The following is a 25,237-nucleotide window of genomic DNA, read 5'->3' on the forward strand; positions in this document are numbered from 1 at the left end:
AGGCCGCAGGTGGGGGCATACGTCTGAGCGGCTATGCCCACAGGTGTGCAGGAGCGTCCGGGTTTAGGCTCGGACGCAGGTACGAAAGTGCTCTCCTGCCACATCGCTAGTGAAGGAACAACCTGATGGAGCTCGGTCTCGTCGGCCTCGGCAAGATGGGCGGCAACATGCGCGAGCGCATTCGCCGCGCAGGCCACACCGTCATCGGATACGACCGCAATCCGGACGTCGCCGATGTCCACAGCCTCGGAGAGCTTGTGGGCAAGCTCAAGGGTCCGCGTGTGGTGTGGGTGATGGTTCCGGCCGGTGCGGCGACCCAGTCGACGGTCGACGAGCTCGCCGAGCTCCTGGAGCCCGGTGACGTCGTCGTGGACGGCGGCAACTCGCGCTGGACGGACGACGAGAAGCACGCCGAGGAACTGGCGGCCAAGGGCATCGGCTTCGTCGACTGCGGCGTCTCGGGCGGCGTCTGGGGCCTGCAGAACGGCTATGCGCTGATGTACGGCGGCGACGCCGAGAACATCGCCAAGGTCCAGCCGGTCTTCGACGCCCTCAAGCCCGAGGGGGACGCCGGCATCGGCGCCGTCCACGCGGGCAAGGTGGGCGCGGGCCACTTCTCGAAGATGGTCCACAACGGCATCGAGTACGCGATGATGCAGGCCTACGCCGAGGGCTGGGAGCTCCTGGAGAAGGTCGACTCGGTCACCGACGTGCGCGAGGTCTTCCGCTCCTGGCAGGAGGGCACCGTCATCCGCTCCTGGCTGCTCGACCTCGCGGTCAACGCGCTGGACGAGGACGAGCACCTGGAGAAGCTGCGCGGCTACGCACAGGACTCCGGCGAGGGCCGGTGGACCGTGGAAGCCGCCATCGACCACGCGGTGCCGCTGCCCGCGATCACCGCGTCGCTGTTCGCGCGGTTCGCGTCCCGGCAGGACGACTCCCCGCAGATGAAGATGGTCGCGGCGCTGCGGAACCAGTTCGGCGGCCACGCGGTCGAGAAGAAGTGAACCCGCCGAAGTGAAGTCGAAGTGAATCGGTCGGGTAGCCGGAAGAAGTAGTCCACAGGTCCGCACCGCGGATCCACAGCCCTGGGGGAGGTCGGCGAACGACCATGCACGTCACGCATCTGTCGCTGGCCGACTTCCGCTCGTACGCCCGGGTCGAGGTGCCTCTCGACCCGGGCGTCACCGCGTTCGTGGGGCCCAACGGACAGGGCAAGACCAATCTCGTCGAGGCGGTCGGCTATCTCGCCACCCTCGGCAGCCACCGCGTCTCGTCCGACGCGCCCCTTGTGCGGATGGGCGCCGACCGGGCGATCATCCGGGCCAACGTCCGGCAGGGCGAGCGTCAGCAGCTCGTCGAGCTGGAGCTGAACCCCGGCAAGGCCAACCGCGCCCGCATCAACAGGTCCTCGCAGGTCAGACCGCGTGATGTCCTCGGCATCGTACGGACCGTGCTGTTCGCGCCCGAGGACCTCGCGCTGGTCAAGGGCGATCCGGGCGAGCGCCGGCGCTTCCTCGACGAGCTGATCACCGCGCGCTCCCCGCGCATGGCGGGCGTGCGCTCGGACTACGACCGCGTCCTGAGGCAGCGCAACACGCTCCTGAAGTCGGCCGCGCTCGCCCGGCGCCACGGCGGCCGCACGATGGACCTGTCCACGCTCGACGTCTGGGACCAGCACCTCGCGCGCGTGGGCGCCGAGCTGCTCGCCCAGCGTCTCGACCTGGTCGCCGCGATCCAGCCGCTGGCGGACAAGGCGTACGAGCAGCTGGCGCCGGGCGGCGGTCCCGTGGCACTGGAGTACAAGCCCTCCTCGCCCGAAATCACCGGCCACGCGCGCGAGGAGCTGTACGAGCAGCTGATGGCGGCGATGGTGGAGACGCGCAAGCCGGAGATCGAGCGGGGCGTCACCCTGGTCGGACCGCATCGGGACGAACTACTGCTCAAACTTGGCGAGCTGCCCGCGAAGGGATACGCGTCTCACGGCGAGTCCTGGTCGTACGCGCTGGCGCTGCGCCTGGCCTCGTACGACCTGTTGCGGGCCGAGGGCAACGAGCCGGTGCTGGTCCTCGACGACGTGTTCGCCGAGCTGGACACCCGTCGCCGCGAACGCCTCGCCGAGCTGGTCGCCCCGGGCGAACAGGTGCTGGTGACGGCCGCGGTCGACGACGACGTACCGGGCGTACTGACGGGGACGCGGTTCAACGTGTCCGGGGGCACGGTGGAGCGCGTATGAGCGAGAACGCACCGGAGCCGAAGCCCGAGCCGGCGAAGGCCCCCGAACCCTCCGGCGTCGACCTCGCGCGCGTGGCCCTGCGCGCCGCGAAGGAACAGGCACGCGCGCGTGGGGACGCGGCGCGGCAGAAGAAGCAGGCGCGGCGCGGCGGTCTGCGCTCGGGCGCGCATGCAGACGGGCGGGACCCGATGGCGCTCGGCTCCGCCATCAACCGGCTCATCACCGAGCGCGGCTGGGAGACCCCGGCCGCCGTCGGCGGTGTCATGGGCCGCTGGCCGCAGATCGTCGGCGACGACCTGGCCAACCACTGCGTACCGGAGAAGTACGACGAGGACGAGCGCGTGCTGATCGTGCGGTGCGACTCGACCGCCTGGGCGACCAACCTGCGGCTGCTCGCTCCGCAGCTGGTCGCACGCCTGAACGAGGACCTCGGGCACGGCACGGTGAGGCTGATCAAGGTGCTCGGCCCCGGGGGTCCCGTCCAGCGTTTCGGCCCCTTGCGCGCGCCTGGCAGCACAGGCCCCGGTGACACCTACGGGTGAGCCAGACCGGACGGTATGCCGTTCGTAGCGGGGGGTTGACACCTCGAAGCGCTGAGTGGCGCTCTGCGCCTCTTTGGGCCCGGGTCCGCATATGGGGAGTCGGTGGAGACCGGTTCAGGGCGGCACATGCGGACTCAGGTACCGGCAAACCCCCATCACTGTCGGCGCTACCGGTAGACTGGAGGCTAATCCCGCCCCACTTGTGGGACGCACCGAGCAACGCTGACTAAGGCTTACCAACGCAACACGCCGCAGCCGCTCCGGCCACCCGCCGGGAGCTTGGCTTGTGCTGTGCCAGAAAGGGCGCTTCGTGGCCGATTCCGGCAACCCCAACGAGAACATCCCGTCCACCGACGCCGGCGTCGACGGCGAGGCCAAAACCTCGAACGGCGAGGTCACCGCCTCGTACGACGCCAGCGCCATCACCGTCCTCGAGGGTCTGGACGCGGTCCGCAAGCGACCCGGCATGTACATCGGCTCGACCGGTGAGCGTGGTCTTCATCACCTTGTGTACGAGGTGGTCGACAACTCCGTCGACGAGGCGCTGGCCGGGCACGCCGACACGATCGCGGTCACGATCCTCCCCGACGGCGGCGTCCGCGTCGTCGACAACGGCCGCGGCATCCCGGTGGGCATCGTCGCCTCCGAGGGAAAGCCCGCCGTCGAGGTAGTGCTGACCGTGCTGCACGCGGGCGGCAAGTTCGGCGGCGGCGGCTACGCGGTCTCCGGCGGTCTGCACGGCGTGGGCGTCTCCGTCGTGAACGCGCTGTCCACCAAGGTGGCCGTCGAGATCAGGACCGACGGACACCGCTGGACGCAGGACTACAAGCTGGGCGTGCCGACGGCTCCGCTGGCCCAGCACGAGGCCATCGACGAGACCGGCACGTCGGTCACCTTCTGGGCCGACGGGGACATCTTCGAGACCACGGACTACTCCTTCGAGACGCTCTCGCGGCGCTTCCAGGAGATGGCGTTCCTCAACAAGGGTTTGACGATCAAACTCACTGATGAGCGCGACTCGGCGAAGGCCACGGTGGGCGCCGACGAGGCGGGGGCGGACGAGCCCGAAGAGGTCAAGACCGTCACGTACCACTACGAAGGCGGCATCGTCGACTTCGTGACGTACCTCAACTCCCGCAAGGGCGAGGTCGTCCACCCCACCGTGATCGACATCGAGGCCGAGGACAAGGAGCGCATGCTCTCCCTCGAGGTCGCGATGCAGTGGAACGGCGGATACAGCGAGGGTGTGTACTCCTTCGCCAACACCATCCACACCCACGAGGGCGGTACGCACGAGGAGGGCTTCCGTGCGGCGCTCACCGGTCTCATCAACCGGTACGCGCGCGACAAGAAGCTGCTGCGCGAGAAGGACGACAACCTCACGGGCGACGACATCCGCGAGGGTCTGACGGCGATCATCTCGATCAAGCTGGGCGAGCCGCAGTTCGAGGGCCAGACCAAGACCAAGCTGGGCAACACCGAGGCGAAGACCTTCGTCCAGAAGGTCGTCCACGAACACATCAGCGACTGGCTGGACCGCAACCCGAACGAGGCCGCGGACATCATCCGCAAGTCCATCCAGGCGGCCACCGCGCGCGTGGCGGCCCGCAAGGCCCGTGACCTCACCCGTCGCAAGGGGCTCCTGGAGACGGCGTCCCTGCCGGGCAAGCTGAGCGACTGCCAGTCGAACGACCCCACCAAGTGCGAGATCTTCATCGTCGAGGGTGACTCCGCCGGCGGCTCGGCCAAGTCCGGCCGGAACCCGGAGTACCAGGCGATCCTCCCGATCCGAGGAAAGATCCTCAACGTCGAGAAGGCGCGGATCGACAAGATCCTGCAGAACCAGGAGATCCAGGCACTGATCTCCGCGTTCGGCACCGGGGTCCACGAGGACTTCGACATCGCGAAGCTCCGCTATCACAAGATCATCCTGATGGCGGATGCCGACGTCGACGGACAGCACATCAACACGCTGCTGCTGACCTTCCTGTTCCGCTTCATGCGGCCGCTGGTCGAGGCCGGCCACGTGTTCCTGTCGCGTCCGCCGCTCTACAAGATCAAGTGGGGCCGGGACGACTTCGAGTACGCGTACTCGGACCGTGAGCGCGACGCCCTGATCGAGCTCGGCCGCCAGTCGGGCAAGCGGGTCAGGGAAGACTCGATCCAGCGCTTCAAGGGTCTCGGTGAGATGAACGCCGAGGAACTGCGCATCACGACGATGGACCAGGAGCACCGTGTCCTCGGTCAGGTCACGCTCGACGACGCCGCCCAGGCCGACGACCTGTTCTCGGTCCTGATGGGCGAGGACGTCGAGGCACGCCGCGCGTTCATCCAGCGCAACGCCAAGGACGTCCGCTTCCTCGACATCTGAGTCGGTCTCAGCTGACCGCACCAGAAAGGATCTTCACCAGCAATGACCGACGAGACACCTCTTTCGCCCACTGGTCCCATCACCCCTGAAGAGGGCGAGATCGCCCTGCGTGTCGAGCCCGTCGGGCTCGAGACGGAGATGCAGCGCTCGTACCTCGACTACGCGATGTCCGTCATCGTGTCGCGCGCGCTGCCCGACGTACGGGACGGTCTCAAGCCCGTCCACCGCCGCGTCCTGTACGCGATGTACGACGGCGGCTACCGGCCCGAGAAGGGCTTCTACAAGTGCGCCCGCGTCGTCGGCGACGTCATGGGCACCTACCACCCGCACGGTGACTCGTCGATCTACGACGCGCTGGTCCGTCTCGCGCAGCCGTGGTCGATGCGGATGCCGCTGGTGGACTCCAACGGCAACTTCGGCTCTCCCGGCAACGACCCGGCCGCCGCCATGCGGTACACCGAGTGCAAGCTGAAGCCGCTGTCCATGGAGATGGTCCGTGACATCGACGAGGAGACCGTCGACTTCACGGACAACTACGACGGCCGCAACCAGGAGCCGACGGTTCTGCCGGCGCGCTTCCCGAACCTGCTGATCAACGGCTCGGCGGGTATCGCGGTCGGCATGGCGACCAACATCCCGCCGCACAACCTGCGCGAGGTCGCGTCCGGAGCCCAGTGGTACCTGGAGAACCCGGAGGCCACGCACGAGGAGCTTCTGGACGCCCTCATCGAGCGCATCAAGGGCCCCGATTTCCCGAGCGGCGCCCTTGTGGTGGGCCGTAAGGGCATCGAGGAGGCGTACCGCACGGGCCGTGGCTCCATCACGATGCGCGCGGTCGTCGACGTCGAGGAGATCCAGAACCGCCAGTGCCTGGTGGTCACCGAACTCCCCTACCAGGTCAACCCCGACAACCTCGCGCAGAAGATCGCCGACCTGGTGAAGGACGGCAAGGTCGGTGGCATCGCGGACGTCCGCGACGAGACGTCCTCCCGTACGGGCCAGCGCCTCGTCATCGTCCTCAAGCGGGACGCGGTCGCCAAGGTCGTGCTGAACAACCTCTACAAGCACACCGACCTGCAGACGAACTTCGGCGCGAACATGCTGGCGCTGGTCGACGGCGTGCCGCGCACGCTGTCGCTCGACGCGTTCATCCGCCACTGGGTGGCGCACCAGGTCGAGGTCATCGTCCGCCGTACGCGTTTCAGGCTGCGCAAGGCCGAGGAGCGCGCGCACATCCTGCGTGGCCTCCTGAAGGCCCTGGACGCCATCGACGAGGTCATCGCGCTGATCCGGCGCAGTGACACCGTGGAGATCGCGCGAGAGGGCCTCATGGGCCTTCTGGAGATCGACGAGATCCAGGCCAACGCGATCCTCGAGATGCAGCTGCGCCGGCTGGCCGCTCTGGAGCGCCAGAAGATCGTCTCCGAGCACGACGAACTCCAGGCGAAGATCCGCGAGTACAACGCGATCCTGGCCTCGCCGGTGCGTCAGCGCGGCATCATCAGCGAGGAACTGGCCGCGATCGTCGAGAAGTTCGGCGACGACCGCCGGTCCAAGCTGGTCCCCTTCGACGGCGACATGTCCATGGAGGACCTGATCGCCGAAGAGGACATCGTCGTCACCATCTCGCGCGGCGGCTACGTCAAGCGCACCAAGACGGACGACTACCGCTCCCAGAAGCGCGGCGGCAAGGGCGTACGCGGCACGAAGCTCAAGGAAGACGACATCGTCGACCACTTCTTCGTGTCGACGACGCACCACTGGCTGCTGTTCTTCACCAACAAGGGCCGCGTCTACCGCGCGAAGGCGTACGAACTCCCGGACGCCGGACGTGACGCGCGTGGACAGCACGTCGCCAACCTGTTGGCATTCCAGCCGGACGAGGCGATCGCCGAGATCCTCGCGATCCGCGACTACGAGGCGGCGCCCTATCTGGTGCTGGCCACGAAGGGCGGACTTGTGAAGAAGACGCCCCTGAAGGATTACGATTCACCGCGTTCGGGCGGCGTCATCGCGATCAACCTCCGTGAAACAGAGGACGGTTCCGACGACGAACTGATCGGTGCCGAACTGGTTTCGGCAGAGGACGATCTGCTTCTGATCAGCAGGAAGGCCCAATCGATCAGGTTCACGGCGACGGATGACGCATTGCGTCCCATGGGCCGTGCGACCTCGGGTGTCAAGGGCATGAGCTTCCGTGAGGGAGACCGACTGCTCTCGATGAATGTTGTTCGACCCGGTACGTTCGTGTTCACTGCCACAGACGGTGGGTACGCGAAGCGGACCGCTGTTGACGAGTACCGCGTCCAGGGTCGCGGTGGCCTGGGCATCAAGGCCGCCAAGATCGTCGAGGACCGCGGCTCGCTCGTCGGCGCGCTGGTGGTCGAGGGGACCGATGAGATCCTCGCCATCACGCTGTCGGGCGGTGTGATTCGTACGCGAGTCAACGAGGTCAGGGAGACGGGCCGTGACACCATGGGCGTCCAACTGATCAACCTGGGCAAGCGCGATGCCGTCGTCGGTATCGCTCGAAACGCCGAGGCCGGTCGCGAGGCCGAGGAAGTCGACGGCGCGGTCGACGACTCGGACGAGGTCGAAACGGTCGCCGGTACGGACGAGGGCGAGCCGTCCTCGGACGAGTAGCGCGAGGAGTGAGTCATCGTGAGCGGAGCCACGGGCGCCGGTTCTACCGGTACGGAAAAGGACGGCGGCCGTGGCCCCGCCACGGAGGCGACTGACTCCCATGACTCTCATGGATCCCAGGGGGGAACTGTGACGGACACCAGAGGCCCGCAGACGCCGCAGTACGCGGCGGGCGCGGCCCCAGGCTCGCCGGTGCCTCCGGGCCCGGCGCCTTCTCCGGGGCCGGGACCAGCCCCGGGCCAGGCGGCTCCGGTGGGGCACACGCCTCCCGGGGGCCAGCCTGCTCCCGTGGGCGCGGCACCGCCGCCTCCGGGATCGCCGCTGCCGGGGGAACGGCAGCCGCAGCAGACCTCTCAGCCGTACCACCCGCCGCAGGCCTACCCGGCACAGCAGGCGGCCACCAGCGCTGTCCGCAGGCCGCGTACCGGGGCCCGTACGACTCCGCGCACGCGCAAGGCGCGTCTGCGGGTGGCCAAGGCCGACCCGTGGTCGGTGATGAAGGTCAGCTTCCTGCTCTCCATCGCGCTCGGCATCTGCACGATCGTCGCGGCCGCGGTGCTGTGGATGGTCATGGACGCCATGGGCGTCTTCTCCACGGTGGGCGGCACGATCTCCGAGGCCACCGGCTCGAACGAGTCCAACGGCTTCGACCTGCAGTCCTTCCTGTCGCTGCCGCGTGTGCTCATCTTCACGTCGATCATCGCGGTCATCGACGTCGTTCTCGCCACCGCGCTCGCCACCCTCGGCGCGTTCATCTACAACCTCTCCGCGGGCTTCGTCGGCGGCATCGAGCTGACCCTCGCCGAGGACGAGTAAAACGTTGTCGTAACCGCTTCCTGCTTGGAGCGCATCCCTGTCGGGGGTGCGCTCTCACGCTGTTCGGGAGCGCGCTCCGAGGCTGTTCGGGGATGCGCTCTGAGGCTGTCCGGGCAGGCTGGAGCGGGGCTCGGATACCGATTTTGGGACTGACCCCGTCGTGCGCTAATCTTCAGAGGTCAGCGCGCGGGACATACACCGCAGAGCGCGGCGGGGCTATAGCTCAGTTGGTTAGAGCGCATCCCTGATAAGGATGAGGCCACAGGTTCAAATCCTGTTAGCCCCACACTGCGAAGACCCCCAACCAGTCCTGGTTGGGGGTCTTGTCGTGTGCCCGGTGTGTACGCAAGTTCGCCCCGGACGCGAGGTGTGTGAGAGGTAGAGGTAATCGGGGGGACGTAAAACGAGGTCTACGTAGAGACCGAATTACGTGAAGAGGGTCTACGTAGGGGCCTGTTCGTCGGCGCTCGGGCCTACGTCCGGCCGGTGCTCGGCTCCCGGCCTACGTCCGGTCGGTGCAGGGAGCGGTGGAGTCCGCCGCGGGCTCCTCCTCGTCGGAGGTCTCGTCCGTGTCCGCCGGCGCGCGATGGCGGCAGCTCGGCGAGGAGCCGTGGGCCTCGGCACGGATGCGTTGCTTCATGGTGGGGGGCAGGGAGCGGGCGTATGCCCACGCCCAGGCGGCCGTCGTCGGGAGCGTCACGGTCGCGGTGCTGTTGCGCGGGTTCGCCGGCTGCTGTACCGGTGTGGCCGCGCCGGCCGTCGTGACGAGTCCGAGCGTCGTGCACAGTGCGATGAAGGCGGTGATGACCGCGGTCCACAGCTTCATGACCCTGATCTTGGCCATGGCCCCTCACTTTCGGGTTGGGCGATTTGCGTACTTTCCTCATGATGTGTATGGCGGCCGTGAAGTGGTGGACCTGCGCTCGTGGCGCGTCGATCTTCAGATGAACACCACCCGTATGGACCCAAGAAGCGAGAAAAGCGATGAAGAGCGGCAAAAGTCACAGTTTGTGGTGACGGCTCACGTTCCGAAGGGAGCGCTGTCGTCCGGTTCTACTGCTGTGCGCCGTGCGGGAGTTGGCGGCCGACGCAGGTCACCGTTGGGTATCGGCCGGTGTGTATAGTCGGGCGCCAGAAGTCCCCTACGCCAAGGAAAGACGAGGTCGCGCGGTGAAGAAGCTTCTCCTGGTCGCACTGGCCGCCATCGGCGGGCTCCTCGTGTACCGCCAGATCCAGGCGGATCGCGCCGAGCAGGATCTGTGGACGGAGGCGACCGACTCCGTGCCCACGGGTTCGTGAGTATCGACGACAGTCTCAGTACAGACCCCGGCCGCCTCGCGGTCGGGGTTTTGTGTTGCCGGGGGCAGGGCCGGGACAGAGCGTCGTGGACGTCACAGGAAGCGCTTGCGTGGCCGAACGAGGGGTGGCGCGGCGGCCGGAGGGGCAGGATGGTCGAGGCTTCGTGGGCATCCGGGACGGCGTCGGGACGCGCCGACACAGGTCCGCGGACGCCCGGTGAATGACGATCCGGTGCTACGGCGAGGGGTGGCGCGTGATGGGGCGGCGCACGGGACGGTGGCGCGGCCGTACGGTCCTGGCCGGGGCGGCGGCGCTGTTCTCGGCCATGGCCTCGGCGGGACAGGCGACGGCGGCCGGCACTCCCCCTCCTTACCGCTTCGCCGCCGGCGCCGAGCAGATCGAAGGCGCGACGACGGCCACGGATGCCGTACGGCTGACACCCGGCAGGAGCTACCGAAGCTCCGTACGCGACCAGGGGAAGCTCTACTACCGGCTGCGGCTCGACGCCGTGTCCAGCGCCTATGTGTCGGTCACCGCCGTCCCCAAGGCAGGAACCAAGGTCGTCTACTCGGACGGCATCAAGGTGTCCCTGCAGGACCCCAACGGCAACAAGTGCTTCTCCGGGGATGCCGGGGCCGCCCGGTTCGGGCCCACCGAGAGCCCGCGGCCGATCACCGCCTGGGCATCGCGCAGGGCCGGCCCCGGCGCGTACACCTGCAAGAGCGCGGGGACGTACTCCGTGCTCCTCGAGCGCATCGGCGGTGCCGGGTCCTCGCCGGACGACTGGGAGCTGGAGCTTCGGTACGTGTCGGAGCCCGCGCTGAAGAAGGCCGCTTCGACGACCGCTCCCGAGGTGTGGGACTCCGCCTCCCCGCAAGCGCTCGACGGCCTCGCCAGGACGCGTAGGGGCGGTACGAGCTTCAACGAGGCGCGTTCCCTGGGCCAGGGCGTCTGGAAGGACGACATCCAGGCCGGGCAGACGCTCTTCTACCGCGTTCCCGTCGACTGGGGGCAACAGTTCTACGCCACCGCCGAACTGGGCCCAGCGAGCGGCGACGGGTTCCTGGGCAACGCCCTCGACCTGTCGCTCTACAACCCGGTGCGCGCCTTCGTGGACGACGCGGGCACCGGATACGACGGCAAGGCGAAGTCGGCCACGTTGGAGCCGCTGCCCCCGGTCGCCTACGAGAACCGGTACGACGTCGACGACCAGGTGAGCGGAATGCGGTTCGCGGGCTGGTACTACCTGGCCGTGCACCTCGGAGCGGAGATGGCCGGCAAGTTCGGCGACGGGCCGTTCGACCTGACCCTGCGTGTGCGGGTGAGCGGTACGGCCGGGGCGCCGGCGGTGTACGACGGAACCGCCGCGCCGCCCGACGTGTTCGACGTGACCGCGGGGGACCAGGCCGCGGCATCGAACGGCGCCGCGGCGACCGGCGGCGACGGGGGACCGGACGGGAACACCGCGATGAAGGCGGTGGCCGTGGGCGGGATCGGTGCGGGGACCGTGCTGGTGCTGGGGCTCGCCGTGTGGACCGTGGTCGCACGGAGGCGGGCGGCGGCAGCCGGGTCGGGGGTGCCCGGAGGCGGAGGGCCGGGAGCGGGGACAGCGCCTGTGCCGTCTGCCGGGGGTCCGGACGCGCGGTCGCGGGAGTACGGGCCTCCGCGAGCCTGGTAGTCGACGTGGTCCACGTGGTCCAGGGGCGGTTCCCGGCCGGCTCAGATCTGTGTCAGTGCCCAGAACCCGACCGCGAAACAGGCCAGCGCGAGCAGGAGCACCGGAACCGTCACCATCGCGGGCGGTCCAGGCCGCCGCTGTGCCCGCCTGGCGCGATGCCGGGCAACGGGCTGCGGCTGAGGTGGAACCCGAACGTCTTGAGCGGTGTATGAAGCAGTAGAGGCGAATTCGCGCGGCTGGGGCGGCGACACGGGGGTCGTGGCCGAGGGGTGAGAAGCCGAGGGGTGCGGAGCCTGGGGGGAGAGCACGTGAGTGGGCTCGTACGGCAACGACGGGGAGTACGCGGGGTTCGGGAGCGCGAGCGACGTGGGGGGAGTGGGGGGCTGCTCGGGCTGTGCGTGTGCCTGTGGGTGGGGTTGTGGCTGAGAGCGGGGCTGCGGCTGGTTCCGCTGTACGGGAGAGGTACTGGTCCGGGGCGGAGGCGGGGGCGGCAGGTGGAAGCCTCCGGTGTCCGACACCGCGGGGGACTGCGGGGGGACGGGGGCGGTCGAGGGCGGTGGTGGTACGTCGCCGGGCGCGGGACGAGACGGTACGGCACCGGTGTCGGGGTGGGGAGGAACAGCGCCTGCGGGAGGCATGGGCGGGACGGAACCCGTGCGTGTCTGGGGCCAGGCAGTATCTGTGTGGGCATCCGGGGACACACCACCGGGGCGAGCCTGAGGAGGCGCACTCGCCTGTGGGGGTACGGCTCCTGCGGGGGCCCCGGACGGAGTGGTGCTTCCGGATTGCGCCGCACGGCCCTCCGTGGCTGTCCGAGCGCCCGGAGACGCGGCACCGGACTGTTGCGACGGCGTCGAGGTGCTTGGGCCCTGTCTCTGAGGCGCGGTGTCGTGAGCCTGGGAGCGCTCGGACGCGGCAGTGGTCGTCAGAGGGCCCTGCGGGCCGAACTCCGCCGGAAGCGGGCCGAGTTGGTCGAAGATCTCGATCAGCTCGTCGTCGGGGCCGGGCTCAGGGAGGAGCTCCCTGGCCGCGGCGAGGGCCTTGCGTGCCCCCGTGGCGGTGCGGAACCGCGCCTGTGGGTCAGGTTGGAGCAGAGAGGCCACGATCTGCCACAGCGGCTCGGGAATCCCCTTCGGGGCGCCCGGTGTGCCGTGGGCCGTGAAGTGGTCGACCAGCGCCTTGGCATCGGGCTTGGCGCCCTCCAGGAGATAGAGGGCGACCAGGCCCACCGCGAAGAGGTCGGCGGGGAAGTCGGGCTCAGCGCCGAGCAGCTGCTCGGGTGCGAAGTAACCGGGCGTCCCCACCACGTAGTTGGTCTCCGTCAGCCGGGGCTCGCCCAGCCGCATCGAGATGCCGAAGTCGGACAGCCGCAGCCGCGGACGGGCTGTTCCGGTCGCCTCAAGGAGGATGTTGGCCGGCTTGATGTCACGGTGCACGACCCCCTCCGCGTGCACCGCGGCGAGCCCAGCCAGCAGCTGGTCGAGCAGGGTGCAGACGAACGCCGGCGGCAGCGGACCGTAGTCCCCGATCAGGTGAACCAGCGAACCGCCGCCGACGAGGTCCATGGTGAACAGGACCTTGTCGTCGTCGGCGGCCCAGCTGGCGGGCGCGAGCACATGGGGGTGGTCGATCCGAAGTGCCTGCTCCCGCACGAAGCGCAGCAGCGAGTGCGCGTCGCTCTGCTGGAGCACCTTGGCGGCCACATACCGGCGCCGCCGGTGGTCCCAAGCGCGCCAGACGGCGCCGACTCCCCCGCGTCCGATCGGGTCGACCAGTTCGTACCGGCCGGCGAAGACCTCACCCATGGTCGTGCGTCGCTCCCCCTTCGGCGGTCGGTACGGCTGCCTTTCCGAGGTGCCCGGCTGCCTGGTTTCCGGTGACCGGAAGGCCCAACAGGTATGCGGCTACCGGTTGTTCGGCGGCCGGGCGGCGTGCTCAGTTCTGGTGGGACTGGTAATGGGCGACCGCGTCCGAGGTGCGGCCGGCTCCGTACACCCGGAGGAACTCTGCCAGTTCCGGGTGGGTCGGGGCGAGAGTGTCGGCCGCCTCGATGATGTCCCCCGCGGCAGCAACCGAACGCAGCAGTGACTGGATCTCGCGCACCACACGCTTCACCGTGGGCGCGCCCCCCGAACTCGTCGTCGACTGCGTGGTGTTGCTGAGCACCGAGCCCCCTTGCGACTTCTTGATCTCGTCCATGCGCTCGGTGGCCTCGGCAGCGCTCACACTGCCGTCCGCCACCTGCCCTGCGAGGTCCTGCAGCAGTTGTACGCGCTGGACCACCGCGGGGTTCCCGATCTTGGCGCGCTGGCCGCTCATCAGCTGCGACAGCATGGGCGCCGACAGGCCGAGCACTCCGGCGAGGCGTGCCTGATTGAGCCCCAGATCATCTATGAGCCTACGGAAGAGCGCCCCCAACGGCTCCCCGTACCAGTTCCGCTGCAGCTCCCGGGCTCTTGCGGTTGCTTCCTGCTGTGCGGCGTCCATTCGCGTCTCCCCATCGCTTCCCCAAGTACCGTGGTTCGCTGTAGCGAACCACGTCGAGCATCTTACGGAGAGTGGTCGTTCGCGGGGACCCCCAATCTTTTTGCGGGATACCCGGGGTGACCCGGTACTCTGGTCTGCGGCGCTGCTCAGAAGGGGATCCTTCTGGCGGATGCCTCCCTTACGGGGCCTTAGCTCAGTTGGTAGAGCGCTGTCTTTGCATGGCAGATGTCAGGGGTTCGACTCCCCTAGGCTCCACACGATGAACCCCCTCAGATCGGCTTAGTTGCAGGTCAGAGGGGGTTTTCTTATGCCGTGCAGCGTACGGGCCGGGAGGTGCGGATCCGTTTCCCGGGGGACTCCTGGGGTGGGCCGGCCCGTCCCGCGGTGGCGCCGTGAGCACCGCCTGCCATCCGCCGTCGGGCCTTTCGGCCTCGCGTCCTTCGGGGGCGATTCCACGCTGCGGTCGGCTCATCAACGGGTGTGAGGCGGCCGGGAATTGCCCGTCTGTCCTGTAGTGACGTGGCCTTGTCAAGCTCACTGGCCCTGCCCTCGACGAGCGCCGGAGCGCCACAGGGGGTGTGTGCGGTGACGTGCATCACAAGGAGAGGGCGGCGATGTTTGCGATTGTTTGCGCAAAGAGATGCCCGGTTCCGGGGTGCCGCGGTCGCCATGCAGGTGGCCGAGGGGGCGTGAGGGTGGCGCGCAGAAGTCGTGAAGGCTTGTGTGAGCTGCTGTGAACGAAGATACGTAATCAGAACACTGCGCTCCGTTAAGAAAGTCCGTGCGGGTGTTGCACACCTGGCCCGTTGCAAACGTCATCGTGAACGGAGGGCGTAAAACAGGCGCCCTTCCGAGGCCGTCAGAAACGCCACGAGGCCTCGCCTTCTGTAAGGAGAGGCAAAACCGCACGTGAATCTGGACGTTGCCGACGATGTGATCCTGGCGGTGCTCGCCCTGCGGGTGTTCGGCCGCGACGTGCTCGCTCTGCTGCGCCGCGTGGCCGCGGCCGGAGTCCGGGCCGGCATCAGCGAGATGCGGCGCGAGAGCGGTACGGAGGGACAGACGTGAGCCAGGAACTTCCCCGAGCCGCGACGGACGCCCGGCCGATGAGGAAACTGCCGCTGGATTTCGAGGCATTCCACCGGATGTACCGGCCGATCTATGTCCACTGGGCGGAGATCCGGCTGGGCAGCAGGGCCGATGCCGAGGAGGCCGTCGACGCGGCCTTCGAGAAGTTACTCAGGGCCTGGTCCACTGTCCTGACCAAGGAGAACCCCACCGCGTACGCCTGGCGCGTGCTCAGGCACACCACCATCGACTTCTCCAGGGCCCGGGACCGCCGTCCCGCTCTCATGGGCGAGGCAGCCTTCGAGACGGTGGCGCTCAGCCAAGCGGTCGACCCCATAGGACAGTTCGAGGAGAGCCTCAGCCTCTTCGAGGCGATCGGACAGCTGCCGCCACGTCAGATGGACGTCATGCTCCTGCAGTTCGGCCAGGGCTTCACCGTGGAGGAGGTGGCGTCCGCACTCGGGATCACCCCGGCCGGCGTACGCTCCACCGTCCGCCACGCCAGGCGACGGCTGGAGCACACGTACGGAGTCAGAAGGCGGCTTGACGCCACGCGGCATGAGAGCGCCGCACAGGACGAGGGCGATGGCGATGGCCTCGTGCGGAGCGAGAGCGAGGAAGGGCATGCCGATGACATCGCACATTGACGAGCTGCTCGCCCGCGCCAGGCTGCGCCGCGAGCCCTACACAGTGGCCGACATCGACGCGGCAGCCGCCCGCCTGGCTGCCCGAGCGGCGGCGCGGCGGGACCCACCCGAGGAACGCCGCTGCCCCACGCGCCACACTCACAACGCCTCCGGGCCGGCCGACGCGGACCTGGTCGGTGAGAGCGTCCTCGGCAAGAACCCGGGCGAGAGGGAGGCGGCCGACGAGACCCCGGCCGACGACCACTCCCCAGGCGGAGGACAGGCCCGTGAGGGGTCGGTGGACGAAAGCTCCGCCGCCGACGATCTCCAGACGCTCTGCGAGACCGTGATCACCCACACCGGAGCCCTCGCCGACCTCCGGATCTTTCTCGCACGGGCACTGCCCGAACCATCCGGGGCCCGTGTTCTGGGGTGCATGCTGCAGCTCTCCGAGCGCGAGGAGTCCGCCCGTTTCTGGTGGCAGTACGCCGCCGGGGCCGGCGACCCCGCCGCCAGCTACTGCCTCTACCTGCACCACCGGGCTCTGGGCGAGCACGGAGCAGCCGACTGGTGGCACACCCAGCACACCCGGACCGACGCAGTGGCCGACGCAGTGGCCGACGAGGAAACCGGCTCCGAGGTCGCGATCACCACCACACTGCGCATTCTCCGCGCGCTCAAGCCGGACGACTCACGTGTGCCCGAACCGGTCAACGCGGTCCTGCACTACGTGCCCGCGGCCGTCGCCTATGTGGACGACGATCTGGACCTTCCCCTCCCCGACCCCGACTTCACCGACCGCATCAGGGCCCTATCGGCCCTCACGGCCGCGTCCCCCGCCCCTTCGGCTCCGGCCGCACCGGTCGGAGGTGCGGCGGAAGTCCCCTGCCGCACCCGCAAGCGCAAGCCTCTGCCGCAACGCAGGCGCCCACGCCGCACCGCGACCGGCTCCACGTAAAGCTCAGCTCCACGTAAAGCCGGCTCCCGTAGCGCCCGACTCCACGCAAAGCCGGTTTCACGTGAAACGGGGCGGTGCTGGTTCCACGTGAAACATCGCGGGGGCAGGAGACCTCAGGTCTCCTGCCCCCGCGATGTCGATGTCCTACTGACGCGTCAGCCGCGGTCCTTGTGCTCCGCCGCCTCCGTCTCGGCCTGCTTGGCCTGGACCTCGGGGTCGAGTTCGTCCTGACCACTGCCGTCGACCGAGGTCAGGTGGCCGCCCTCCGGAACCTCCGTGGCGGCGGGCGGTTCGACCAGCCAGTCGGGGTTGGCCTGCTTGTCCCACCACTTCCAGGCGGCGAAGGCGCCACCCGCCAGGATGCCCAGCACGGCGAGGCCCTTGGCGACGCGGCCGACCCTGGCCCGCCGCTCCTGCTTACGGACCAGCTTCTCGACCTGCTTGGCCGAGACCTGACCGCGCAGCGCCGCCAGCGCCGCCACACTGCGGGACGTGGCCTCCTCGCGAACGGGGCCGGCCGCGACCCTGGCCTGCTCGATCCTCGGCCGGGAGTAGTCCGCCGCCTGCCGGGCGGCCTTGCGGGTGCGGACAGCTGCCTCGTGGGCGGCCTGGTCGACCTTCGGCGGCACATGCGTCCGCGCCTGCTCAAGACGCGGGGCGAGATGGGCGTCGTACTGCGTGCGTGCCTGTTCAGCGGCCTGGAGCGCGGCGGCCGACACCTTCGGCGCGAGCTTGACGCGTGCTTCGTGCGCGTACTGCGTGGCGCGGTCCCTGGTCGTGTCGGCGTAGGGCGCCACCACTTCCGCGGCGTGCCGCACGCTGTCCTTTGCCGACTCGGCCGCTGCGCGCACGCTGTCCTTGCGGGTCACGGGATCCTCCTCCTCGGTGGCGTACTTGGGGGCTTGGGGCCATCCCCCAGCAAGTCACAGTTCACCTTTCCACCCTTATCCGGATCATGCCTGCCGGAGAGCTCCGGGGCATGCGAGGGCGGGCATCCGGGTCATGAGAGCCGACTCCGGGTGTACTCGGGGCAATAACTGATCAATACGGTGCAACGGGAGCTTGCCACGACAATGTCACGGATCCCCGGACTGTGCGCCGCTTCCGTACGAAGCGGTTGAAGCGGTTCGGAGCGGCGGTGACGGAAGACGAGGGGCGCGGTCCGTGCGAGGATCGGGGAGTCACAAAGGACAACGGAAGGCAGATCGTGGCTGAGCAGCTTTACGCCACCCTGAAGACCAATCACGGCGACATCGAAGTGCGGCTCCTGCCGAACCACGCGCCCAAGACGGTCCGGAACTTCGTCGAACTCGCCAAGGGCGAGCGTGAGTGGACCAACCCGGCCACGGGTGCGAAGTCCACGGACAAGCTCTACGACGGCACGGTCTTCCACCGGGTGATCAGCGGATTCATGATCCAGGGCGGTGACCCGCTGGGCAACGGCACCGGCGGTCCCGGCTACGAGTTCGAGGACGAGTTCCACCCGGACCTCGGCTTCGACAAGCCGTACCTGCTGGCCATGGCGAACGCCGGCCCGGGCACCAACGGCTCCCAGTTCTTCATCACCGTCTCCCCGACGGCCTGGCTGACCCGCAAGCACACCATCTTCGGTGAGGTGAGCGACGGGGCCAGCCAGAAGGTCGTGGACGCCATCGCCTCCGCGCAGACCAACCCGCGCACCGACCGTCCGGTCAGCGACGTGGTCATCGAGTCGGTCGTCATCGAGACCCGCTGAACCGAGGCCCCCGGAGGGAACCGAGGCCGCTCGGAGAAACCGAGAGAGGTCTCCCGCAGGGAACCAAACGCCCCGCCCATCCGTAAGGATGAGCGGGGCGGTGCGTTGCGTACCAAATGCGTACAGAGGATGAGGGGATCCCGATGGACCAGGCGCCAGGCAGCCCGCAGGAACCACAGGGTGCCGCGAGCCTGCCCACCTGTTACCGGCATCCGGACCGGGAGACCGGTGTCCGCTGTACGCGCTGCGAGCGCCCCATCTGCCCCGAGTGCATGATCAGCGCCTCGGTCGGCTTCCAGTGCCCGGAATGTGTGCGGAACGGTTCCGGGACGGGCCACGCCCCCGACGCCGCCCAGCCCCGCACCCTCGCCGGCGGCACGGTCACCGCGGACCCCCGGCTGATCACCAAGATCCTCGTGGGGCTCAATCTCGCCGTCTTCCTGGTCCAGCTCTCCGTGGGTGACCGCTTCACCGACAGCTTCGACCTCATCGGCCGGGCCTTTGTGCCGCTCCTCGGAAGCGTCGAAGGCGTCGCGGAGGGGCAGTACTACCGGCTGGTCACGGCGATGTTCCTGCACGGCAGCTATATCCACATCGCCTTCAACATGCTCAGCCTGTGGTGGATCGGCGGCCCTCTGGAGCAGGCCCTCGGCCGCGCCCGCTATATCGCCCTGTACGCGGTGTCCGGCCTCGCCGGCAGCGCGCTCACGTATCTGATCGCCGAGCCGAACCAGCCGTCGCTCGGTGCCTCCGGCGCGATCTTCGGCCTGTTCGGCGCGACTGCCATCCTCATGCGGCGGCTCAACTACGACATGCGCCCGGTGATCGCCCTGCTGGTGATCAACCTGATCTTCACCTTCGGGTGGAGCAACATCGCCTGGGAGGCCCACATCGGCGGCCTGGTCGGCGGTGTGGTGATCGGCTACGCGATGGTGCACGCACCCCGCGAGCGGCGGGCTCTGATCCAGTACGGCGCGTGCGCGCTCGTGCTGATCGTGGTTGTGGTCATGACACTGGTGAGGACCGGCCAGCTCACCTGAGCCGAGCCGACCGACCCGCCGGAGAATCCCGCGGGAGCCCACGTTGTCCACAGACCGTGGCGGATCTTGTGCATGCTGTGCAGGAACAAGTGTGCCCCCTGTCCCTGACCTGGGTTTCCCCAGGCGGGGCAGGGGGCGAACGCACTTACGGATACCGGTAGGTCAGTCACACCGGCGTCAACACCGGATGGGTTATCCACAGATCTTCAGACCTATCCACACTGTGGAAACCCTTGTGGATAACTCAGTGGACAACTTGGGCCACGGCTTGCGGACACGGGCTCACAGAAGCCCTGGTACAGGCTCCCGACACCTTATGGCCGCGTTACTTCCACTGTGTGGAAACGCCGAATCCCGCCGCGATGAAGCCGAAGCCCACCACGATGTTCCAGTTGCCCAACGCGTCGATCGGCAGCGAACCGTCCGTCACGTAGAACACGACGATCCAGGCGAGGCCGATGAGGAACATGGCCAGCATGACCGGGGCGACCCAGGCACGGCTGTTCAGCTTGATGTTGGTCGCCTGCTTCGCCGGGGGCGGCGTGTAGTCGGCCTTCTTGCGGATACGTGACTTCGGCACGAGGGTCTCTCCTGTCGATGCGCTGCGTGGCCGCGCAGGGAACGTGGGCTGGCTCCGGGGCAGCGTACAAGGGGACTCTTAGCGCTCCCCCGGGCGTCCGTTAGCGTAGTGCTTCCGCGGCGCCGAAGGAGATAAGGGTACGTTGAGCAATTCTGCCGACTCCCCCCAGCCGGGTTCCAGTCCTGGCACCGTCCGGCGTTTCCGGCCGGTGCGGGTGCTGACCGTAGCCGTGTTCGCCCTGGCCGGGTTGATCTTCTTCACCAGCTTCAACACGGCCAAGGGCACCAATATCCGTACGGACGCCTCGCTGCTCAAGCTCTCCGACCTGATTCAGGAGCGCAGCCACAAGAACGGGCAGCTCGACGAGAGCAACGGATCGCTGCGTGAGGACGTCGAGTCGCTCGCCGAGCGGGACAACGGCAGCACGAAGGCGGAGGAGGCGAAGCTCGCCGCCCTGGAGAAGAACGCGGGCACCCAGAAGCTGAAGGGCGAGGCCCTCACGGTCACCCTCAACGACGCGCCCCCGAACGCCACAGCCAAGCTCCCCGGCTACCCCGAGCCACAGCCCGACTACCTGGTGATCCACCAGCAGGACCTCCAGGCCGTGGTGAACGCCCTGTGGCAGGGCGGTGCCAAGGGCATCAAGGTCATGGACCAGCGGCTGATCTCCACCTCCGCCGTCCGCTGTGTGGGAAACACCCTGATCCTCCAGGGCCGCGTCTACTCACCCCCGTACAAGATCCAGGCGGTCGGTGACCCGGAGAAGCTCCAGAAGGCGCTCTCGGCGTCCAAGGCGATCCAGAACTACATGGTGTACGTCAACGTCTACGGGCTCGGCTGGAAAGTCGACGAGGACGGGACCGTGACTCTTCCCGGCTACTCGGGCACAGTGGATCTCCACTACGCGAAGCCTGTGGAGTAGCAGCCCGTGGGGTAAGAGCCCATGGAGTAGTGGAGCCGCTGCCGCTGGGGGACCTTTTGTCGGTGCGAGTGGTCGTCAGGACGTTCAGCGAGCTGTGCATCACCGTCGGCACCGTGATCGTGCTCTTCGTGGTGTATGTGCTGTTCTGGACGGGTGTGAAGGCCGACACCGCGATGGACGACCAGATCGCGCAGCTCCAGGAGCAGTGGTCGAAGGGTTCCGTGGCCGCCGGGCCCAAGGAGCCGGGGTCCACGGCGACGGACGCCCCCGGGGCGAGCTCCGACGCGAGCCCCGAGGAGCCCGCCCCGTACAAGGACGGCAAACCCTTCGCTGTGATGTACATCCCGCGGCTTGGTTTCACGTGGAACAAGCCCGTGCTCGAAGACACAAAGACGGGCACCCTCAAGAAGGGCCTCGGCCACTACGCGAGCACCGCACAGCTCGGACAGCCGGGGAACTTCGCCGTCGCCGGCCACCGGCGCACGTACGGGGACCCGTTCAAGGATTTCCCCAGGCTGCGGCCGGGCGACTCGGTGGTGCTGACGGACGGGACGACCTGGTTCACGTATCGCATCGACACAAAGCCCTACAAAACATTGCCCAGTGACATAGCGGTCATTGACCCCGTACCGAAGAAGTCGGGGTACACGCGTGCGGGCCGCTATCTGACGCTGACGACCTGTGAGCCGGAATGGGGCCACAGCCACCGGCTGATCGTCTGGGCACATCTTGACTCGACCCAGCCTGTAGAGGCTGGGAAACCGGAGGCCCTACGCCGTTAGTCTGGTCTGGTACGGCGTGAGTCTGGTGCCGTGGCGCGACGGAAGGGACGGCATGTACGGCTTTATCTGGCGGCATCTGCCGGGGAACACGTGGATCAAGGCACTGATCTCCCTGGTGCTGGTCCTCGCGGCGGTCTACGTGCTCTTCCAGTACGTCTTCCCGTGGGCCGAACCGCTGCTGCCCTTCAACGATGTGACGGTGGACAACCAGTGAGCGCGCGGATTCTCGTCGTCGACAACTACGACAGCTTCGTCTTCAACCTGGTCCAGTACCTGTACCAGCTGGGTGCCCGGTGCGAGGTTCTGCGCAACGACGAGGTGTCGGCGCTGCACGCACAGGACGGCTTCGACGGCGTACTGCTGTCGCCCGGCCCCGGCACGCCCGAGGAAGCCGGCGTCTGCGTCGACATGGTGCGGCACTGCGCCGAGACCGGCATCCCCGTCTTCGGGGTCTGCCTCGGGATGCAGTCGATGCAGGTGGCCTACGGCGGCGTGGTGGACCGCGCGCCCGAGCTGCTGCACGGCAAGACGTCACTCGTCGAGCACGAGGGCAGGGGGGTCTTCGCGGGGCTTCCGTCGCCCTTCACCGCCACCCGCTACCACTCGCTGGCCGCCGAGCCGAAGACCGTCCCTGTCGAGCTGGAGGTCACGGCCCGTACGCACGACGGGATCATCATGGGGCTCAGGCACCGTGAACTCCTGGTCGAGGGTGTGCAGTTCCACCCCGAGTCCGTGCTGACCGAGCACGGTCACCGCATGCTGGCCAACTGGCTGGTGGAGTGCGGAGACCAGGGAGCCGTCGCCAGATCGGTCGGGCTCGCCCCGGTGGTGGGCAGGGCCACGGCGTGACCGCCCTGCGCCCCGAGCGCGACAGTGCCGCCCCGTACGGCGAGGACGCCGTGTACGGGGGCGCTGAGGCGTTTGAGGCGCCGGGCGCCTTCGAGGGGGCGGCGGCCTTCGAGTCGGCCCGTGACTTCGGGGCCCCGAATGGTGACGCCCGGCCGAACGGCGCGATGCGGGCCGCCGTCGACGGGCTCGCGGACCCGCTCAGTGACCCTCTGCCGGGGCAGCGACCGCCCACGGCGCCCGAGCAGGAGTGGTACGACCCCCAGGGGTATTCGCGGGACTGGAGCGTCGGGCAGACCGCCTCCTCGTACGCGGAGCCGGTGCGTCGCGCGCAGGCGGAGCCCGCACACGGGTACGCCGAAGCGGGGCAGCCGTCGTCGTATGCCGGACCGCAGCCGCAGCCGCAGCCGCAGCCGCAGCCGCAGCCGCAGCGCCAGCCGCCGTACGAGCCTCAGAGGCCGTACGAGCCGCAACGCCCGTACGAGGAGCAGCGACCGTCCTATGGAGGGGCGCCGCAGACGCCGTACGACGGGGCATACGCCCAGCCCGATCCGCTGAGTCCGACGAGCCCGCTGAGTCCAACGAGCCCGTTGAGCTCTACAGGACCGATGAGCCCGGCGGGTTCCCCTGCCTCGGCTTACTCCGCTCCGTACGAGCCGCCCCCCGTCGACGACGAGACGGTCGGGCTGCGCATAGCCGATGTCGTCGAGTCCATACCGGGGATTCCGACGCCTGACGCCGGACCCGCTGGGCGCGCCGTACCGCCCACAGGGGCCGCGGGCGGCGCGGGAGTGCCGGGCGGTGGCCGTGCGGCCCGTCGCAAGGCCTCCAGGCGCCATGGGCGGCATGGTGGGGCCGGTGGGGCACAGGAGGGGCAGGAGGCCCAGGAGAGCGGAGCGGTGGCCGGAGCGCCCCTCTCACGCATGGAGGCGCGGCGTGCGGCGCGGGCGCGGAAGCCGGGCGCGGCCGTGATGGCCAGCCGGGCGATCGGCGAGGTGTTCATCACCACGGGCGTACTGATGCTGCTGTTCGTGACGTACCAGTTGTGGTGGACGAACGTCCGGGCGCACGCGCAGGCGGGCAACGAGGCGAGCAGCCTCCAGGACGACTGGGCCAACGGCAAGCGGAACCCGGGGCTGTTCGAGCCGGGTCAGGGCTTCGCCCTCCTGCACATCCCGAAGCTCGACGTGGTCGTGCCGATAGCCGAGGGCACCGACAAGAAGCGGGTGCTGGACCGAGGCATGGTCGGCCACTATGCCGAGGAGGGCGTGAAGACGGCGATGCCGGACGCCAGGACGGGCAACTTCGGTCTTGCCGGGCATCGCAACACCCATGGCGAACCGTTCCGGTACATCAACCGTCTGAAGCCGGGCGACCCGATCGTCGTGGAGACGCAGGACAAGTACTTCGTGTACAAGATGGCGTCGATCCTGCCGGTGACGTCGCCGAGCAACACGGCCGTCCTGGACGCGATTCCCAAGGACGCGGGTTTCACCAAGGCGGGCCGCTACATCACTCTCACCACCTGCACCCCAGAATTCACCAGCAAGTACCGGATGATCGTCTGGGGCACGATGGTCGAGGAACGATCACGAGACAAGGGCAAACCGGATGCCCTCGTTGACTGAGAAACCCGGGCGACCAGCGACCCCGGGCTTCAAGACCTCCCGAGCTTCACGACGTCCCAAGCTTCACGACATCCCGAGCTTCACGACATTCCAAGATTCCTGAGAGACCAGACGGGGCAACGCAGTGGCAGCGACGACCGACCACGAAGAGCACACGGACGCCCGGGCGTCCTCGCCCGCGCCGCGGCGCCGCGGCGGCGGCCGGATCGCGGCGGCCGTCAGCGTCTTCGGTGAACTCCTCATCACGGCGGGTCTGGTTCTCGGCCTGTTCGTCGCCTACTCGCTGTGGTGGACGAACGTCGTGGCGGACCGTGAGGCCGACAAGCAGGGCGACAAGGTGCGCGACCACTGGGCGGAGGACCGCGGCCCGGTCGGCCTGGACACCAAGGACGGCATCGGCTTCCTGCACGTCCCGGCGCTGAAGAACGGCGAGGTGCTGGTCAAGAAGGGCACCTCCACGAAGTCCCTCAACAACGGCATCGCCGGCTACTACACCGACCCCGTCAAGTCCGCCCTCCCACAGGACAAGAAGGGCAACTTCTCGCTGGCCGCCCACCGCGACGGCCACGGGGCCAAGTTCCACAACATCGACAAGCTCAAGAAGGGCGACGCGATCGTCTTCGAGACCAAGGACGACTGGTACGTCTACAAGGTCTACGCGACCCTTCCCGAGACGTCGAAGTTCAACGTCAAGGTCCTCGCGCCCGTCCCCAAGGAATCGGGGAAGCAGAAGGCCGGCCGCTACATCACGCTCACGACCTGCACGCCCGTCTACACGTCCCGCTACCGGTACGTCGTCTGGGGCGAGCTGGATCGAGTGGAGAAGGTCAACGACGAGCGGACCCCGCCGGCGGAGCTGCGCTGAGCGCTCGGCGGGACGCGCGGTGATGAGCCCGCCCGCCCGACGGGCGTGATTCCGCACCGGACCTCACCTCGCAAGGGTCATGCAAATGGGGGCTTGTACTGCTCGACCGAGCAGT

At 68.4% G+C, this 25,237-nt stretch carries 24 protein-coding genes and 2 tRNA genes; 21 read left to right on the top strand and 5 right to left on the bottom strand.

The window, feature by feature from the left end; translation table 11 throughout:
* The first annotated feature begins 125 nt into the window (after positions 1–125).
* From gnd to OG718_RS28410, 7 genes are all read left to right on the top strand, one after another.
* On the top strand, positions 126–1,007 hold the full coding sequence (gene gnd / locus OG718_RS28380) for a phosphogluconate dehydrogenase (NAD(+)-dependent, decarboxylating) (RefSeq protein ID WP_143641361.1): 882 nt from the start codon (positions 126–128) through the stop codon (positions 1,005–1,007).
* Positions 1,008–1,111: 104 nt separating this feature from the next.
* Positions 1,112–2,236 (top strand): DNA replication/repair protein RecF, encoded by a 1,125-nt coding sequence (recF, locus tag OG718_RS28385; RefSeq protein ID WP_143641362.1) that lies wholly within the window; start codon positions 1,112–1,114, stop codon positions 2,234–2,236.
* Positions 2,233–2,778: a DUF721 domain-containing protein gene (locus OG718_RS28390; RefSeq protein WP_143641363.1), complete on the top strand. Its 546-nt coding sequence runs from the start codon at positions 2,233–2,235 to the stop codon at positions 2,776–2,778. Before recF ends, OG718_RS28390 begins: the two co-directional genes overlap by 4 nt.
* A gap of 310 nt (positions 2,779–3,088) precedes the next feature.
* A complete protein-coding gene (gene gyrB, locus OG718_RS28395) occupies positions 3,089–5,149 on the top strand; it encodes a DNA topoisomerase (ATP-hydrolyzing) subunit B (RefSeq protein ID WP_186001350.1) in 2,061 nt (686 codons plus the stop codon).
* Positions 5,150–5,191: 42 nt separating this feature from the next.
* On the top strand, positions 5,192–7,792 hold the full coding sequence (gyrA, locus tag OG718_RS28400; protein WP_143641365.1) for a DNA gyrase subunit A: 2,601 nt from the start codon (positions 5,192–5,194) through the stop codon (positions 7,790–7,792).
* A gap of 18 nt (positions 7,793–7,810) precedes the next feature.
* Positions 7,811–8,608: a DUF3566 domain-containing protein gene (locus tag OG718_RS28405; RefSeq protein ID WP_328845519.1), complete on the top strand. Its 798-nt coding sequence runs from the start codon at positions 7,811–7,813 to the stop codon at positions 8,606–8,608.
* 212 nt (positions 8,609–8,820) lie between these two features.
* A tRNA-Ile gene (locus tag OG718_RS28410) sits at positions 8,821–8,894 on the top strand.
* Between the two features lie 216 nt (positions 8,895–9,110).
* Here the strand turns inward: OG718_RS28410 and OG718_RS28415 are convergent.
* The gene (locus OG718_RS28415; protein WP_143641367.1) at positions 9,111–9,452 is read right to left on the bottom strand and encodes a DUF6344 domain-containing protein; all 342 of its coding nucleotides are present in this window, start codon (positions 9,450–9,452) and stop codon (positions 9,111–9,113) included.
* A 326-nt stretch (positions 9,453–9,778) separates the two neighbouring features.
* Here OG718_RS28415 and OG718_RS28420 point away from each other — a divergent pair, with 326 nt between their 5' ends.
* Together OG718_RS28420 and OG718_RS28425 are read left to right on the top strand one after the other, a co-directional pair.
* Complete coding sequence (locus OG718_RS28420) at positions 9,779–9,907, top strand: DLW-39 family protein (RefSeq protein WP_003999697.1); 129 nt, start codon at positions 9,779–9,781, stop codon at positions 9,905–9,907.
* A gap of 220 nt (positions 9,908–10,127) precedes the next feature.
* On the top strand, positions 10,128–11,585 hold the full coding sequence (locus OG718_RS28425) for a hypothetical protein (RefSeq protein WP_328845520.1): 1,458 nt from the start codon (positions 10,128–10,130) through the stop codon (positions 11,583–11,585).
* A 41-nt stretch (positions 11,586–11,626) separates the two neighbouring features.
* On the opposite strand, the gene OG718_RS28430 is transcribed toward OG718_RS28425, so the two are convergent.
* Together OG718_RS28430 and OG718_RS28435 are read right to left on the bottom strand one after the other, a co-directional pair.
* Complete coding sequence (locus OG718_RS28430) at positions 11,627–13,390, bottom strand: serine/threonine-protein kinase (protein WP_328845521.1); 1,764 nt, start codon at positions 13,388–13,390, stop codon at positions 11,627–11,629.
* Between the two features lie 130 nt (positions 13,391–13,520).
* Positions 13,521–14,072 carry a helix-turn-helix domain-containing protein gene (locus OG718_RS28435; RefSeq protein ID WP_143641370.1) on the bottom strand — a complete coding sequence of 184 codons (552 nt, stop codon included), beginning with the start codon at positions 14,070–14,072 and terminating at the stop codon, positions 13,521–13,523.
* Positions 14,073–14,254: 182 nt separating this feature from the next.
* Here OG718_RS28435 and OG718_RS28440 point away from each other — a divergent pair.
* The 4 genes from OG718_RS28440 to OG718_RS28455 all read left to right on the top strand — a co-directional run bounded on the left by OG718_RS28440 (position 14,255) and on the right by OG718_RS28455 (position 16,724).
* Positions 14,255–14,327: transfer RNA gene (locus OG718_RS28440), tRNA-Ala, on the top strand.
* Between the two features lie 654 nt (positions 14,328–14,981).
* The gene (locus OG718_RS28445; protein WP_186001351.1) at positions 14,982–15,140 is read left to right on the top strand and encodes a hypothetical protein; all 159 of its coding nucleotides are present in this window, start codon (positions 14,982–14,984) and stop codon (positions 15,138–15,140) included.
* Positions 15,137–15,787, top strand: coding sequence for a sigma-70 family RNA polymerase sigma factor (locus OG718_RS28450; RefSeq protein ID WP_328845522.1), 651 nt, complete (start codon positions 15,137–15,139; stop codon positions 15,785–15,787). The genes OG718_RS28445 and OG718_RS28450 overlap by 4 nt, the downstream gene beginning before the upstream one ends.
* Entirely contained in the window at positions 15,771–16,724 is a 954-nt protein-coding gene (locus OG718_RS28455; protein ID WP_328845523.1) for a hypothetical protein, read from the top strand. Before OG718_RS28450 ends, OG718_RS28455 begins: the two co-directional genes overlap by 17 nt.
* Before the next feature lie 155 nt (positions 16,725–16,879).
* Here OG718_RS28455 and OG718_RS28460 read toward each other — a convergent pair whose 3' ends face one another.
* The gene (locus OG718_RS28460; protein ID WP_143641372.1) at positions 16,880–17,593 is read right to left on the bottom strand and encodes a DUF5324 family protein; all 714 of its coding nucleotides are present in this window, start codon (positions 17,591–17,593) and stop codon (positions 16,880–16,882) included.
* A gap of 338 nt (positions 17,594–17,931) precedes the next feature.
* Here OG718_RS28460 and OG718_RS28465 point away from each other — a divergent pair, with 338 nt between their 5' ends.
* Positions 17,932–18,459, top strand: a complete 528-nt coding sequence (locus OG718_RS28465) for a peptidylprolyl isomerase (RefSeq protein ID WP_143641373.1) — start codon at positions 17,932–17,934, stop codon at positions 18,457–18,459.
* A 143-nt stretch (positions 18,460–18,602) separates the two neighbouring features.
* Positions 18,603–19,499, top strand: coding sequence for a rhomboid family intramembrane serine protease (locus tag OG718_RS28470; protein ID WP_328845524.1), 897 nt, complete (start codon positions 18,603–18,605; stop codon positions 19,497–19,499).
* Between the two features lie 325 nt (positions 19,500–19,824).
* Here OG718_RS28470 and crgA read toward each other — a convergent pair whose 3' ends face one another.
* Positions 19,825–20,079 (bottom strand): cell division protein CrgA, encoded by a 255-nt coding sequence (gene crgA / locus OG718_RS28475; RefSeq protein ID WP_055613069.1) that lies wholly within the window; start codon positions 20,077–20,079, stop codon positions 19,825–19,827.
* Positions 20,080–20,221: 142 nt separating this feature from the next.
* On the opposite strand from crgA, the gene OG718_RS28480 reads away from it, so the two are divergent.
* From OG718_RS28480 to OG718_RS28505, 6 genes are all read left to right on the top strand, one after another.
* Entirely contained in the window at positions 20,222–21,001 is a 780-nt protein-coding gene (locus tag OG718_RS28480) for a DUF881 domain-containing protein (protein WP_143641375.1), read from the top strand.
* Between the two features lie 62 nt (positions 21,002–21,063).
* On the top strand, positions 21,064–21,783 hold the full coding sequence (locus OG718_RS28485; RefSeq protein ID WP_328845525.1) for a class E sortase: 720 nt from the start codon (positions 21,064–21,066) through the stop codon (positions 21,781–21,783).
* Positions 21,784–21,799: 16 nt separating this feature from the next.
* Positions 21,800–21,997 (top strand): hypothetical protein, encoded by a 198-nt coding sequence (locus tag OG718_RS28490; RefSeq protein WP_186001365.1) that lies wholly within the window; start codon positions 21,800–21,802, stop codon positions 21,995–21,997.
* A complete protein-coding gene (locus tag OG718_RS28495; RefSeq protein WP_143641377.1) occupies positions 21,994–22,632 on the top strand; it encodes an aminodeoxychorismate/anthranilate synthase component II in 639 nt (212 codons plus the stop codon). Before OG718_RS28490 ends, OG718_RS28495 begins: the two co-directional genes overlap by 4 nt.
* Positions 22,633–22,949: 317 nt before the next feature.
* Complete coding sequence (locus OG718_RS28500; RefSeq protein ID WP_443055357.1) at positions 22,950–24,257, top strand: class E sortase; 1,308 nt, start codon at positions 22,950–22,952, stop codon at positions 24,255–24,257.
* 124 nt (positions 24,258–24,381) lie between these two features.
* Positions 24,382–25,122: a class E sortase gene (locus OG718_RS28505; RefSeq protein WP_143641378.1), complete on the top strand. Its 741-nt coding sequence runs from the start codon at positions 24,382–24,384 to the stop codon at positions 25,120–25,122.
* Positions 25,123–25,237 lie beyond the last annotated feature (115 nt).

Origin of the sequence: Streptomyces sp. NBC_00258, from assembly GCF_036182465.1 — a bacterium.
GTDB lineage: Bacteria > Actinomycetota > Actinomycetes > Streptomycetales > Streptomycetaceae > Streptomyces.

Coding starts and splice junctions, on each gene's coding strand:
- OG718_RS28430 (WP_328845521.1), bottom strand. CDS start 13,390: ATGGGTGAGGTCTTCGCCGGCCGGTACGAACTGGTCGACCCGATCGGA.
- OG718_RS28470 (WP_328845524.1), top strand. CDS start 18,603: ATGGACCAGGCGCCAGGCAGCCCGCAGGAACCACAGGGTGCCGCGAGC.
- OG718_RS28435 (WP_143641370.1), bottom strand. CDS start 14,072: ATGGACGCCGCACAGCAGGAAGCAACCGCAAGAGCCCGGGAGCTGCAG.
- OG718_RS28390 (WP_143641363.1), top strand. CDS start 2,233: ATGAGCGAGAACGCACCGGAGCCGAAGCCCGAGCCGGCGAAGGCCCCC.
- OG718_RS28415 (WP_143641367.1), bottom strand. CDS start 9,452: ATGGCCAAGATCAGGGTCATGAAGCTGTGGACCGCGGTCATCACCGCC.
- recF (WP_143641362.1), top strand. CDS start 1,112: ATGCACGTCACGCATCTGTCGCTGGCCGACTTCCGCTCGTACGCCCGG.
- gnd (WP_143641361.1), top strand. CDS start 126: ATGGAGCTCGGTCTCGTCGGCCTCGGCAAGATGGGCGGCAACATGCGC.
- OG718_RS28455 (WP_328845523.1), top strand. CDS start 15,771: ATGACATCGCACATTGACGAGCTGCTCGCCCGCGCCAGGCTGCGCCGC.
- OG718_RS28425 (WP_328845520.1), top strand. CDS start 10,128: ATGACGATCCGGTGCTACGGCGAGGGGTGGCGCGTGATGGGGCGGCGC.
- gyrA (WP_143641365.1), top strand. CDS start 5,192: ATGACCGACGAGACACCTCTTTCGCCCACTGGTCCCATCACCCCTGAA.